Below are 13,383 nucleotides of genomic sequence, written 5' to 3'. Positions count from 1 at the left end.
CGCGGTCGCTCAGGCCGGGGTCTCCTCCTCGTCCCGGAGCTCGAGGCGGGCCAGCTCGCCGCGTGCTGCCACGCCGAGCTTCGGATAGGCGTTGTAGAGGTGGTAGCCCACCGTGCGCGGCGACAGGAAGAGCTGGGCGCCGATGTCCCGGTTGGTCATCCCGGTCGCCGCGAGCCGTACGACTTGGCGCTCCTGCGGGGTGAGCCGCTCGATGGGCGCCGTGTCGCCGGTGTGCCGCGCCCGGCTCTCGCCGGTGGCCCGCAGCTCGGCGCGGGCCCGCTCGGCCCACGGCGGCGACGCGAGCAGTTCGAAGGTGTCGAGGGCCGCGCGCAGCGGCGCACGGGCCTCGCTCCTGCGGCCCGCGCGGCGCAGCCACTCCCCGAAGAGCAGCTGGGTGCGGGCCCGTTCGAAGGGGCGGCCGTCGTCGGTGTGCAGGGCGAGAGCTTCCTCGTACGCCGCTCCGGCTTCCGCCTCAGGGGCGAGCAGCGCACGGCAGCGGGTGGCCAGTGCCCGCGCCCAGGCCGTCCCCGTGCGGTCGGCCCACTCGGCGAAGGTCCTCGCCGGCTCCTTCACGGAACCGGCCTGTCCGGTCCGCACGGCCGCCTCGACCCGGTCCGGAACGCAGTACAGGACGACGATCGTGTGGCCGGAGGGGCTCGCGGCGACGTCCTCGTACGCGCGAAGGGCGGCTTCGTAGCGGCCGAGGCCGAGGTCCAGCATGGCGATCGCGACCCCGCCCCACACCTGGCCCGGCATGACCTGGCGCAGATCGCCCTTGGCGGCGAGCTCGCGGCAGCGCTCCTCGTCGCCGTCGAGCGCCGCGAGATAGGCGAGGATGCCCGTCAACTGCGCCACGTAGTGCGGCTGTCCGGTGTCCTGGGCGATCCGCAGGCCCTCTGCGGCACCGGTCAGGGCGCAGCCGTGGCGGCCCAGGAAGATCCGCGCGCGGGTCCGCATGAGGAGCACGAGCGGCAGCGGGCCGAGCGCGCCCTGCTCGCGGCACTCGCGGTCCAGCTCGGTGGCGAGGTCGTTGCCGGTCTCGAGTGCGCCGAGCGGTGAGAACCAGGAGGCGATCGAGACGCGTTCGCGCAGCGTGTGCCCGCGGTCGTGGCGCTCGGCCCGGAGATTGTCGAACAGCGCGCGCAGCGGCGGGAGTCCGCTGCCGGGGTCGCCCGCCGCGAGCCGGGCGAGACCCTCGGCCGCGGGCAGGTAGGGCAGGGCGTGCGGGGGAGTCTCGAGGTCGAGTCCGGCGATGCGGCGGCTGATCTCGTCGATGGACTGCCGGTGCCCGGAGAGCCAGGCGGAGGTCATCGCCTCGTACGCCATGAAGGCCGCCGTCTCCGGCAGGTGCGGGGCGATCTCGGCGGCCGTGTCGAGGAGCACGGAGTACGAGGCGTCGAGGCGGCCCTGCTCACGGGCGACGGCGGCGCGTACCTGCGCGAGCTGCGCCAGGACGGCCGGGTCTGTCAGATGCGGGGCGGCGCGCAGGGCGAGTTCGGCGGCGCGTTCGTTCTGGCCCGCGTCCGATGCGGCCGACGCGGCGAGTGCGAGGCGCCGGGCGCGGTGCGTGCTGTCCGGGCTGAGCTGGGCGGCGCGCTCACAGGCCGCGGCGACGGCCGCGTAGCCGCCGCGGTCCCTGGCGTGTTCGGCGGTCTGCTCCAGGATGCCGGCGACGTACTCGTCGGGCTCCGTGGCCGCGGCCGCCAGATGCCAGGCGCGGCGGTCGATGTTGCCCACGCAGGGCAGCGCGTCGGCGAGTGCGCGGTGTGCGGCGATGCGGTCGCCGACCGGGGCGCTCTGGTAGGCGGCGGCGCGGATCAGGGGGTGCCGGAAGGCGAGCCGCCCGCCGTCGAGGGAGAGCAGCTCCTTGCGCTCGGCGGGCTCCAGATCGGTGACGCCGGCGCCGAGTCCGCTCGCCGCGGCGGCCGTCACGGTCAGGTCGCCGGTTCCTTCCGCCGCCGCGACCACGAGCAGGGTCCTGGTGGCCCGGGGCAGCGCGGATATCCGGTCCGCGAAGGTGCGCAGGAGGCGGGAGTGCCGTGGCAGCGCGCTCAAGTGGAAGCCGTAGGAGGGCATGTGCCCCTCGCGCTGGGCGGCGGGCAGCTCGCGCAGGGCGAGCGGGTTGCCCGCGGACTCGCTGCGGATCTGCTCGCGTACGTAGCCGGGGAGGTCACCCGCGTGCTCGGCGAGGAGCTCGACCGCGGCCTCGTCGTCGAGCCCCGTGAGCCGCAGCTCGGGCAGGCCCTGGGCGGGGAAGGGCGGCGCGTGGGCGTCGCGGGCCGCGAACACCATCACTACGCCTTCGGCCGCGAGGCGCCTTGCGGCGAAGAGGAGCGCGTCCGCTGAGGCCTGGTCGAGCCATTGGGCGTCGTCGACGAGGCAGAGGAGGGAGCCTGCTTCTGCTGCGCCTGCCTGGCCTGCCTGGCCTGTTTCGCCTGCCTCGCCCGCGAGGTCCGCCAGGAGGGTCAGCACGGCGAGGCCGATGAGGAAGCGGTCGGCCCGTGCGCTCGGCGCGAGTCCGAGTGCCGCGCGCAACGCCTTGGCCTGCGGCTCCGGCAGGTCGTCGATGCGGTCGGTCACGCGGTGCAGAAGCAAGTGCAGCCCTGCGAAGGGGAGTTCGCTCTCGGCCTCGATGCCGGTTGCTTGCAGCAGGCTCATGCGGTGGTGCGTGGCGGTGGCCGCGGTGTGCGCGAGGAGCGCGGACTTGCCGATGCCGGCCTCTCCTCGTACGACGAGGGCGGCGCTGTGGCCCTGCCGGGCCTGGGCCAACAGGGTTTCCAGCCTGGCCGTTTCGCTGCCGCGTCCGTAGAGCATGGCTCGACCCTAATGGTCGCCACCGGCCCATCGCTGGGCGCCTCTGTCTGTGCCGTCCGCCTCGTGTGGCGCCAAGAACAGGCCCACCGCTTCGCGGCGGATGTCTCCCACCCACCCACCCGATACCCCGCGTCGTGGGGTTCGTGGGGGATCTTGCCCTCCCGCCCTGTTCGGCTCGTCCCGTTGCCCCGCGGTGCCTTGTGATGCCGAGCAATGGGTGGGTGGGCGGGAGAGACTCGCCGCGAAGCGGCGTTCAGGGAAGCGCGGCGGCACGGCAGCCGGGGGTGCAGTGGACGGGGTTCAAGGCGTCCACGCCAGAACCACCTTGCCGCGGCCATGCCCCCGCTCCACCTCACGATGCGCGTCCGCCGCCCGTTCCAGTGCGTACTCCGCGCGGATGTGCACCCGCAGTGCGCCCTTCTCGTACAGCTCCGTCATCTTCGCGAGGCGGGACGCCGTTCTTGTGCCGGTGAGTTCGGGGAGGCCGAGGCGGCGGGCCTCATCCGCGTCGACCATGGTGATGACGCGGTCCGGGTGCCTGGAGAGCGCCGCCGAGGCCCGCAGCGCCTCCGCGCCCGCCCCGTCGAGCGCCGCGTCCACGCCCTGCGGGGCGATCGCACGTACCCGGTCCTCGAGCCCCTCGCCGTACGTCACCGGGATCGCGCCCAGCGCCCGCAGATGGTCGTGGTTGGGTTCGCTCGCCGTGCCGATGACCGTCGTCGCGCCCCATGCCCTCGCCAACTGCACCGCCAGCGTGCCGAGTCCGCCCGCAGCCGCGTTGATCAGGACCGTGTCGCCGGGGCCGACCCGCATCGCGCTCAGCGCCATGTGCGCACCCTGTGCGTTGCCCGAGAAGCCGCCCGCCACCGCCCACTCCATCTGGTCCGGTTTGGCGACCAGATTCTCCTCAGGGACCACGACGTACTCCGCGTACGAACCGAGCAGCGAGAAGCCGAGCACCGGATCACCGGGACCGAAGCCCGTGACGCCGGAGCCGACCGCGTCGACCGTCCCCGCGAACTCGTTGCCCGGCACGACGGGGAACACGACCCCCGGAGGCCTGATCTCGCCTTCCCGCAGCCCGATGTCGAAGGGCATCACCCCGGCCGCCCGCACCCGTACACGGACCTCGCCAGGACCGGGGGCGGGGACGGGCAGGTCCACCGGGCGCAGTACCTCCGCCGGGCCGTACGCCGTGAACGCAGCCGCTCGCATCGTCGTTCCTTCCTCTGGATGTCCCGTACTCATGGCTTGAGGACCACCTTTCCCACCGTCTCCCGCCCGAGCAGCGCCGCATGCGCCGCCCCCGCCTCCCGCAGCGGGAACGTCGTCACCGCCGGTACGAGCGTGCCGCGTGCCGCCTCGTCGAGCGCCCGTACCTGGAGGCCGCGCAGGCCCCCGGGGACGCGCGCGATCCGCGGACCCAGCGCGTACGTCGCCGTCAGAAGGCGCCCACGGAGGTCCTCGGTGCCCAGCTCCGTGGGCGCGCCCGACGACCAGCCGTACATCACCAACCGGCCGCCGAAGCCCAGGAGTCCGAGCGCGGAGCGTCCCGCATCGCCGCCCACGCCGTCGAAGGCCACGCTCACCTCGCGGCCCCCGAGCGCCGCGCGCACCTTCTCCGCCCAGTCGGGCTCGGCGTAGTCGACGGCCACGTCCGCGCCGAGGTCCCGCACCCGCGCGGTCTTCCCGGGGCCGCCCGCCGCGCCCACCACGGTCGCGCCCGCGTTCCGCGCGGCCTGCACGAGGAGCGTGCCGATGCCGCCCGCCGCGGCCGTCACCAGGACCACGTCGTCCGGTTCGAGCGCGGCGACGTGCAGGACGCCGAGCGCCATCCGGCCGGTGCCGACCATGGCGATCGCGGCCTCGTACGAGAGCGTGTCGGGCAGCGGGAACAGCGCGTCGGTCTCGCGCACGGCCAGCTCCGCGTAGCCCGCGTTGACCAGGCCCAGGTGCGTCACCACCCGCCTGCCGAGCCACTCGTCGTCCACTCCCTCGCCGAGACCGTCCACGACGCCCGCCACCTCCCGGCCCGGGGTCATCGGCAACTCGGGCATGGGGAAGGGGAGTTCATCGGCCTCGCCCTTCTGGAGCGCCGTGTCCAGGAGATGGACTCCCGCGGCCTCCACGGCGATACGTACCTGGCCGGGGCCAGGCACCGGGTCGGCGACCTCCTCGTACCGCAGGTTCTCGGGCCCGCCGAACGCGTGCAGTCGGATCGCTCGCATGGTCAACTCGCTTTCGCAGTACGTGCCGGACGTCGTGCCGACACCGAGAAAGCTAGGGACAGGGGGCTGCGCGGCGCCTCCGTCATGCGACCGGGTACCTACCTGTCATGCGACCAGGTATCTACCGGGGTCCCCTCACCCGGTCATTCCCAGTCGTACGACAGAGGCGCCGCACCGGCCCCCGTTCCTAGCGTCGACCCCATGACGCACGCGACCTGTGACACCACGCCCCCGGCCGAGACGCCCCCCGCCGAGACCGCCCTCACGAAGACCCGCTGGACGCCGGTCGCCGTCATGGCCCTCGCCCTCCTGATGGTCACCCTGGAGCTGAGCCTCTCCGCCGTGACGCTCCCCGCGATCGGCGCCGACCTCGGCGTGGGAACCTCCGCGACCCAGTGGGTACTCCTCGCCTACGCCCTGCCCACGGCCGCTCTCGCGATCCCGGCGGGGCGGTGGACGGACCGGGTCGACCTCCGTGCCCTGTTCCTCTTCTCCGTCCCGGCGATCGGCCTCACCAGCGTCCTCGCGGCCCTCGCGCCCAACCTGCCGGTGCTCCTCGCGGCCCGCGTTCTCCAGGGCGTCGCGGGCGCGCTGGCCGCCGCCGTCTACCTGCCGGTGGTCGCCGCGGTCGTACGGCCCGAGCAGCGGGGCCGCGCGATGGGCTACATCGCCACGATCATGCCGATCGGTTCGATGGGCGGCTCGTCCCTGGGCGGGTTCGTCGCGGACGCGTACGGCTGGCGGCCCGTGATGCTGATGAAGGTTCCGGTCCTGATCGTCGTGATCTGGCTCGGCGCGCGCTACATCCCCTCCACCGGGGGCGGGTTCACCCGGCCCGACCGGTCCCTGGTGGGCGACGGCCTCGTCCTCGGCGGCTCGGTGACCGCGCTCCTGGTCGCCTTCGACCGGATCGAGGCCGGACAGCCCGCCGTCGCCGCGCTGTTCGCGGTGGCCGCCGCCGGGCTCGCGGTCTGGTGGACGCGGCTGCGCTCGGCGCGCCCGGTGATCGGGCTCCTGCGGCGCAGGGCGATCGGCCTCCCTGTTCTCTCGCTCCTGCTGACCGGCACGTTCGTGGGACTCTCCTACTTCCTGCTGCCCTTCTACGTCGCCGACGTCCTGCACGGCAGCGCCGCCATGACGGGCCTCGCGATGGTCTTCTTCATCGGCGCCGTGGCCCTGTGCTCACCGGTCAGCGGCCGGCTCGCCGACAAGCTGCCCGGCAGGCTCCTGGGGGCGGCGGGGCTGCTCCTGGTCATCGGTGGCCTGCTGAGCATGCTGACGCTCGGTCCCGGCGCGGGGCTGTTCGACATCGGCTGGCGGCTCGCGGTGATCGGCGTGGGGCAGGCGCTGTTCGGTACGCCGGTGAACGCCTCGATCCTGGCCGCCGCACCGCCCGACATGGTGGGCACGAGCGGCGGCGTCGGCAGCACCTTCCGCACCCTCGGCTTCACCGTCGGCCCCGCGATCGCGGCGCTCGCGTACGGCGTCGGCGGCGGGGGAGCGGTCGGCTTCCGTACCGGTGTCGTCGCGCTGGCCCTGTTGCAGGTAGCCGGACTGGTCGCGCTGCTCGGGGCGGGCGCGGGACCGGGCCGCAGCAAGGCAGCCGGTGACGAGTAGCTCACAGGAGAGCGAACTGGCCGCCGGGTCCCTCCTCGTGGTGGTCGAGCACCGACGCGGGGCGCCGCGCGGCATCGGGCGCGGGAAGCACGCCCGCGCGACGCAGCGCTTCCGCCGTGATGCGGATGCCGAGATCCGCGGTCAACTCGGCTTGCGCAGGACGGAGTTCCACGAGCAGCGCAAGTACCGTGATCAGCTCAAGCAGCTCGGACGTCCACGTCTGCGGCCACTCCACGGGCCGGATCGCCTCCAGGGAGCCCGCCTCGCCGGCGGCCATACGCCGCTCGAACCACAGCTCGAGGACCCGCACCCCGCTCACCTCGCATTCCCACGCCTCCCGCGGCACCGGCGAGATGCGGCCCGCGTCCACGCACAGCGCCTCCTCGTCGGCGTCGTACGAGAGCTCCGCGGGACGGGCGGGCAGCGGCGCGCGTACGTAGGGCCGCCGTCCGCCGGGAAGCTTGGGCCGCGTTCCGTCACCGGGCGCCTGGAGCGCGAGCATGCGGCGCCCCAGTTCCGTACCCCGCTCCCAGACGTCGGCGTCGGACGTCAGCGGCACCCGGCACCCGGCCGGAGAAGCCTTCGCCACGGCCAGCGTCCAGGCGAGCAGATCCCCGGCGCCGACGTCCTGGCCGAGCGTCGCGGAGAGATGGGCTAGCAGCCCCGGCGCCACATTGGGTTCGAGCCCGCCGGGGCGGCGGAACAGCGGGCGGATCCGGCCCGGCCGCCCGGCGGGGGAGCGGCCGTCGGGCAGTACGGCGGAGGCAAGGATCGCGGGGCCCGTGGAGCCGGTGACGTAACCCTGTTCGACGAGGAACAGCTGGCCCTCGCCCGCGACCCGCCACAGTTCCGGGCGAGCGACGTCGATGAGCCGGTGGTCCGGGATCAGCCACTGCTCGTCGAAGGGGCCGTGCAGGACGCGTACGGGATCGGGGCAGGGGCCCGATTCGGCGGCCAGCGGGACCGTCGAGGCCTGGTGGCCGGGGAGTTGGGCGACCGCGGTGTGCAGGGTGCGCGAGCGCGAGGGGCCGAGGAGTCTTTCGCGCTCGGCCGTGTCCGCCCGCACGAACGTGGCCCAGCGGGATCTGAGGGATGCGGCGTCCGGTCCCATCGGCCACCCGCGGCCCGGCCGGAGCGGTGCGACGGACCACGGCATCAGGTCGGCGAGCAGCGCCGCTTCGTCGTGCGTCACGCCCGGCATCGTACGTCGAGACCCTTACGTCGCGTCGAGGGTGACCGTGAAGGAGAAGCGGTCGCCGCGGTAGTGGATGCGTGCCACGTCCAGGGCGCGGCCCTCGGGGTCGTACGTGATGCCCGTGTAGTGCAGGATCGGGCTGAGCAGGGGTACTTCGAGGAGGCGGGCCGTCTCCGGGTCGGCGAGCGTGGCCTCGACGGTGTCGGTGATGCGGCTGATGCGCACTCCCACGACATCGCGCAGGACCTTCGTCATGGGCCAGCGCGCCAGATCGTCGAGGTCGACGCGCTCCGCGAGTTCGGGGCGGATGAAGTTATGGGCGTGATTGGTCGGTTCGCCCGTCTTCTCGTCGCTGCGCAGCCGGTGGTACGTCGCCACCTCGGCCAGATCCGGGAAGTGCTCGGAGAGTTCGCCGGAGACCGGAGCCGTGCCGTGCGCGAGCAGCTCGGTGCTCATGCCCGACTGCTGGGCCACGATCGCGTCGACCGAGCCGAGCAGCCGGACCGGGGAGCCGCGCTGGGCGCTGGGCTCTATGAACGTGCCGCGCCGCCTGTGCCGGGTGATCAGGCCCTCGTCCTCCAGTTCCTTGAGCGCCTGGCGCATGGTCAGGACGCTCACGCCGTAGTGCCCCGCGAGCTGCTCCTCGGTGGGCAGCCGGAGCGGGGCATCGGGCGTGCGGCCGAGTATCGAGGCGCGCAGGGACTGCGACACCTGGTACCAGAGCGGCAGTTTGCGATTCAGGACGATCGAGTCCGGGGCGAAGGCGGTCACGGTCTCTCCGAATCAGTCCGCAGCGGCTTCGAAACTGGATCAGTTACGGGCGGTAACGGGATCAGTTTCGAAAATGGCGCTCCAGACCCTCCCACACATCGTCGTATCCGCGCTGCAGATGGGAGGCCTGAGCTGCCTGTTCGGTCGCCGTCACCGGCCAGCGCGTCTCGAACATGAAGGCAAGACCGTCGTCGATCTTCTGCGGCTTCAGCTCGGCGGCCGACGCCTTCTCGAAGGTGTCGCGGTCGGGGCCGTGCGCCGACATCATGTTGTGCAGCGAGCCGCCGCCGGGCACGAAGCCCTCCGCTTTCGCGTCGTACGCGCCCTCGATCAGGCCCATGTACTCGCTCATCACGTTCCGGTGGAAGTACGGCGGGCGGAAGGTGTCCTCGCCGACCAGCCAGCGCGGCGCGAACACCACGAAGTCCACGCCCGCGAGGCCCGGGGTGTCCGACGGCGAGGTGAGCACCGTGAAGATCGACGGGTCCGGGTGGTCGTAGCTGATGGAGCCGAGGACGTTGAAGCGGTGCAGGTCGTACACGTACGGGACGTGGTTGCCGTGCCAGGCGACGACGTCGAGCGGAGAGTGGTCGTAGGTCGCCTTCCACAGATTTCCGCAGAACTTGTTCACCACCTCCACCGGCCGCTCGTCCACGGCGTTGTCTTCATATGCGGCGACCGGAGCCCTGAAGTCCCGTGCGTTGGCCAGGCCGTTCGCGCCGATCGGGCCCAGGTCGGGGAGCTGGAAGGCCGCTCCGTAGTTCTCGCACACATACCCGCGGGCGCTCTCGTCGAGCAGTTCCACGCGGAAGCGCACCCCGCGCGGGATCAGCGCCACCTCGCCCGGTTCGGCGTGCAGAAGACCGAACTCGGTGCGAAGGAGCAGGCCGCCCTGCTCGGGGACGACCAGGAGTTCGCCGTCCGCGTCGCTGAACACGCGGTCCGTCATGGAGGAGTTGGCGTGGTACAGGTGCACGGCCATGCCGGTGCGCTGGGTGGCGTCTCCGTTGCCGCCCAGGGTCCACAGGCCCGCGAGGAAGTCCGTGCCGGGCGCGGGCTCGGGGAGCGGGTTCCAGCGCAGGCGGTTGGGGTCGGGCGTCTCGGCGAAGGGCGCGGTGCGCAGGGCGCCGTTGTCGACGCGGGTGAACGCCGGGTGCGCGGCAGACGGGCGGATGCGGTAGAGCCACGAGCGGCGGTTGTGCGCGCGGGGCTCGGTGAAGGCGGTGCCGCTCAGCTGCTCCGCGTAGAGCCCCAGCGGTGCGCGCTGGGGTGAGTTGCGGCCGTGCGGCAGCGCGCCGGGCACTGCTTCGGAGCTGTGTTCGTTACCGAAGCCGGAGAGGTACGTCAGTGCCTCCGCCGTCTTGCGCGCGCCGTTCGCGTCCGCACGGCTCGCGTCGGTGGTGTGTTCCCGGCTCATCATCGCTCCCTCGTCAACGATTCCTATAGGACACCGTAGGATTCACGTTTTCCTTCCGCAAGGGGGATCCATGGATGTGAACAATGCTCTACTCTCCCGGGATGCCCCACCGTGATCCCCGCAGTGATTCCCGCAGCGATCCCCGTAGTGATCAGCAGAAGCCCCCGCCGCCCCCGAAAACCCTGCGCCGGGTGCCCGTGCAGGAGCGCAGCGCCGAGCGTCTGACCCGCATCCTCGACGCTTGCGCCGCCGTCCTGGACGAGGTCGGCTACGAGGAACTGAGCACCCGCGCCGTCGCCCTTCGCGCGGGTGTACCGATCGGCTCGGTCTACCGCTTCTTCGGCAACAAGCGGGCCATGGCCGACGCCTTGGCCCACCGCAACCTCGACGCCTACGGAGAGCGCGTGGCGGCGCGCATGGCCGGGGTGGAGCGCGGCGACTGGCGCGGCGCGGTCGACGCGGCCTTCGACGAGTACCTCGCCATGAAGCGCACCGTCCCCGGCTTCGGCCTGGTCGACTTCGGCATCCCCTCGGCGCCCGGCGCGATGCCCGACGCCAACTCGGACGTCGCCGAGCGGGTGGCGGGACTGCTCGCCGCGCACCTGGACCGGCCGCTGGACAAGAAACTGAGCCGCACCGTGCTCGTGGGCGTCGAAGCGGTGGACGCGGTCCTCCAACTCGCCTTCCGCGTCCGTCCGTCGGGCGATCCCGACCTGATCGACGAGACGCGGACACTGCTGCACTCCTACTTCGCGGGTTCACTGGACTGAACAGCTGGACTGAACAGCTGGACTGAACAGCTGGACTGAACAGGGGGCGGGTCCCGGCGCCCGGGGGCTCGCGGATTTGCGACCTGACCCTCGCGGGGGCCTGACGGCATGCATACCGGTCGGTATGGTGAGAGCGCACGTGCGCCGTAGCCGCCGCCCTGGACCCTGGAGGGTTCTCCATGCCCAGCACCGCCCTGCGTATCTGCCCACTCTGCGAAGCCACCTGCGGGCTCACGCTCACCATCGAAGGCACCTCCGACGGTGCACGGGTGACCGGCGCGCGCGGCGACCGCGACGACGTGTTCAGCCACGGCTTCATCTGCCCCAAAGGTGCCTCCTTCGGAGAGGCCGACTCCGACCCCGACCGTCTGAAGGGGCCGCTGGTACGCAAGGACGGCGTACTCCAGGAGGCGACCTGGGACGAGGCCTTCGACGCCGTCGCCGCAGGGCTTCGCCCCTTGATCGAGCGGTACGGGCCGCACGCGGTCGGCGTGGTGCTCGGCAACCCGAACGTGCACACCATGGCGGGCGGCCTCTACCCGCCCGTGCTCCTCAACTCCCTCGGCACCCGCAACGTGTTCACCGCGAGCACCGTCGACCAGATGCCCAAGCACGTCTCCAGCGGGCTCCTCTTCGGCGACGCCTTCGCCATCCCCGTGCCCGACCTCGACCGCACCGACCATCTGCTCCTGCTCGGCGCCAACCCCCTGGACTCCAACGGGAGCCTGTGCACCGCCCCCGACTTCCCGGGCAAGCTGAAGGCGCTGCGCGCACGCGGCGGCACGCTCACCGTCGTCGACCCGCGCCGCACCCGCACCGCGAAGCTCGCCGACCGCCACCTCGCGATCAGGCCCGGCGCGGACGCGCTGCTGCTCGCGGCCATGGTGCAGGTCCTCTTCGAGGAGAAGCTGACCGACCTCGGCGCGCTCGACGAGCGGGTGGAGGGGGTCGACGACGTACGGGAAGCCCTGCGTCACTTCACCCCCGACGCCGTGACAGCGGCCTGCGACGTGCCCGCCGACACCATCCGCGCCCTCGCCCGTGAACTGGCCGCCGCGCCCACCGCCGCCGTCTACGCCCGCGTCGGCGCGAGCACCGTCGCCTACGGCACGCTCACCAACTGGCTGGTCGACGTACTGAACGTCCTCACCGGCAACCTCGACCGGCCGGGCGGCGCCCTGTTCCCGCTCTCCGCCACCGACCGTGAACCCCGCCCGGCAGGACCCGGAAAGGGCTTCGCGCTCGGCCGCTGGCACAGCCGCGTGAGCGGCCACCCGGAGGCCAAGGGGGAACTCCCGATCGCCGCGCTCGCCGAGGAGATCGACACCCCCGGCGACGAAGCGATCCGCGCCGTCGTGGCCGTCGCCGCCAACCCCGTCCTCTCCGCGCCGGACGGCGACCGCCTCGACAAGGCCCTCGCCTCCCTCGACTTCATGGTCAGCGTCGACCCGTATCTGAACGAGACCTCCCGCCACGCCCACGTGGTCCTGCCGCCGCCCCCGCCCTCGCAGAGCGCCCACTTCGACTTCGCCTTCAACGCGCTCGCCGTACGCAACCAGGTCCGCCACACCCCCGCCGCACTGCCCCTCTCGGACGGCAGGATGGCCGAGACGGAGATCCTCGCCCGGCTCGTCCTCGCGGTCAGCGGCATGCACGGCGCCGACCCGGCGGCCGTCGACACGATGGTCGTCGAGCGGACCCTCGGCAAGGCCGTCACCGAGCCGCACTCGGCCGTGTACGGCCGTGACCCCAAGGAACTCGCCGCCCAGCTCACCGGCGGGAGCGGCCCCCAGCGGCGGCTCGACCTGATGCTGCGCCTGGGCCCCTACGGCGACGGATTCGGCGCACGCGAGGACGGTCTCACCCTGGAGCGGCTCCTGGCCCACCCGCACGGCATCGACCTCGGGCCGCTGGAATCCCGCCTCCCGCAGGTGCTCAAGACGCGCAGCGGACGCGTGGAACTCTTCCCGGCACCGATCGCGGACGACCTTCCGCGCCTCACGAGCGCCCTGCGTGCCACCCCGGACGAGCTCGTCCTCGTAGGCCGCCGCCATCTGCGCTCCAACAACAGCTGGATGCACAACGTCCGCACCCTCACCGGCGGATCCAACCGCTGCACCCTGCACGTCCACCCCGAGGACGCGGCCCGCATCGGCCTGGAGAACGGCGGCCACGCGCGCGTGGCCGCAGCCGGCGGCTCGCTCACCGTCCCCGTGGAGGTGACCGACGCCGTGCGCCCCGGAGTGGTCAGCCTGCCGCACGGCTGGGGCCACGACCGCCCCGGCACACGCCTTGCCGTCGCGGCGGAGAACCCCGGGGCCAATGTGAACCAGCTCCTGGACGGCACGCTCCTCGACCCGCTCTCCGGGACGTCCGTGCTCAACGGCTTCCCGGTGTCCCTCACAGCCCTCGTTCCGGCCCTCGTTCCGACACCGACGGCGACAGCAAGTCGTTGACCTGGAGTTTTGCGCTTATTGCTCGCACGTCAACATCTTGTTAACGCTGGATAGCGGGTCCTAACGTCAACCGGACCGCCAGACCTGGTGGGAGTTCGATGGTGAACGTTAGGTA

The 13,383-nt window shown here is 72.6% G+C and carries 9 protein-coding genes; 3 read left to right on the top strand and 6 right to left on the bottom strand.

Annotated elements, in window-relative coordinates; translation table 11 throughout:
- Nucleotides 1–9: 9 nt before the first annotated feature.
- The 3 genes from ACWFRJ_RS17615 to ACWFRJ_RS17605 form a co-directional block, all read right to left on the bottom strand.
- Nucleotides 10–2,814 (bottom strand): ATP-binding protein, encoded by a 2,805-nt coding sequence (locus ACWFRJ_RS17615; protein ID WP_453530821.1) that lies wholly within the window; start codon nucleotides 2,812–2,814, stop codon nucleotides 10–12.
- A gap of 300 nt (nucleotides 2,815–3,114) precedes the next feature.
- Entirely contained in the window at nucleotides 3,115–4,029 is a 915-nt protein-coding gene (locus ACWFRJ_RS17610; RefSeq protein ID WP_453530818.1) for an NADP-dependent oxidoreductase, read from the bottom strand.
- Nucleotides 4,030–4,058: 29 nt separating this feature from the next.
- A complete protein-coding gene (locus tag ACWFRJ_RS17605; RefSeq protein WP_453530815.1) occupies nucleotides 4,059–5,042 on the bottom strand; it encodes a zinc-binding dehydrogenase in 984 nt (327 codons plus the stop codon).
- Nucleotides 5,043–5,243: 201 nt separating this feature from the next.
- Here ACWFRJ_RS17605 and ACWFRJ_RS17600 point away from each other — a divergent pair, with 201 nt between their 5' ends.
- Nucleotides 5,244–6,659 (top strand): MFS transporter, encoded by a 1,416-nt coding sequence (locus ACWFRJ_RS17600; RefSeq protein WP_453530812.1) that lies wholly within the window; start codon nucleotides 5,244–5,246, stop codon nucleotides 6,657–6,659.
- A gap of 1 nt (nucleotide 6,660) precedes the next feature.
- Here the strand turns inward: ACWFRJ_RS17600 and ACWFRJ_RS17595 are convergent, their stop codons facing one another.
- The 3 genes from ACWFRJ_RS17595 to hmgA form a co-directional block, all read right to left on the bottom strand.
- Entirely contained in the window at nucleotides 6,661–7,860 is a 1,200-nt protein-coding gene (locus ACWFRJ_RS17595; RefSeq protein WP_453530809.1) for a type ISP restriction/modification enzyme, read from the bottom strand.
- Nucleotides 7,861–7,875: 15 nt separating this feature from the next.
- Nucleotides 7,876–8,625 carry a GntR family transcriptional regulator gene (locus ACWFRJ_RS17590; protein ID WP_453530807.1) on the bottom strand — a complete coding sequence of 250 codons (750 nt, stop codon included), beginning with the start codon at nucleotides 8,623–8,625 and terminating at the stop codon, nucleotides 7,876–7,878.
- A gap of 61 nt (nucleotides 8,626–8,686) precedes the next feature.
- A complete protein-coding gene (gene hmgA / locus ACWFRJ_RS17585; protein WP_453530804.1) occupies nucleotides 8,687–10,042 on the bottom strand; it encodes a homogentisate 1,2-dioxygenase in 1,356 nt (451 codons plus the stop codon).
- Nucleotides 10,043–10,233: 191 nt separating this feature from the next.
- Between hmgA and ACWFRJ_RS17580 the strand changes: the two genes are divergently transcribed.
- Nucleotides 10,234–10,812: a TetR family transcriptional regulator gene (locus ACWFRJ_RS17580; RefSeq protein ID WP_453530801.1), complete on the top strand. Its 579-nt coding sequence runs from the start codon at nucleotides 10,234–10,236 to the stop codon at nucleotides 10,810–10,812.
- Between the two features lie 179 nt (nucleotides 10,813–10,991).
- Nucleotides 10,992–13,268, top strand: coding sequence for a molybdopterin-dependent oxidoreductase (locus ACWFRJ_RS17575; RefSeq protein WP_453530798.1), 2,277 nt, complete (start codon nucleotides 10,992–10,994; stop codon nucleotides 13,266–13,268).
- The last annotated feature ends 115 nt before the right edge of the window (nucleotides 13,269–13,383 follow it).

This window comes from Streptomyces sp. NPDC055239 (genome assembly GCF_053606205.1).
This window is presented reverse-complemented; position numbering and strand designations above follow the sequence as displayed.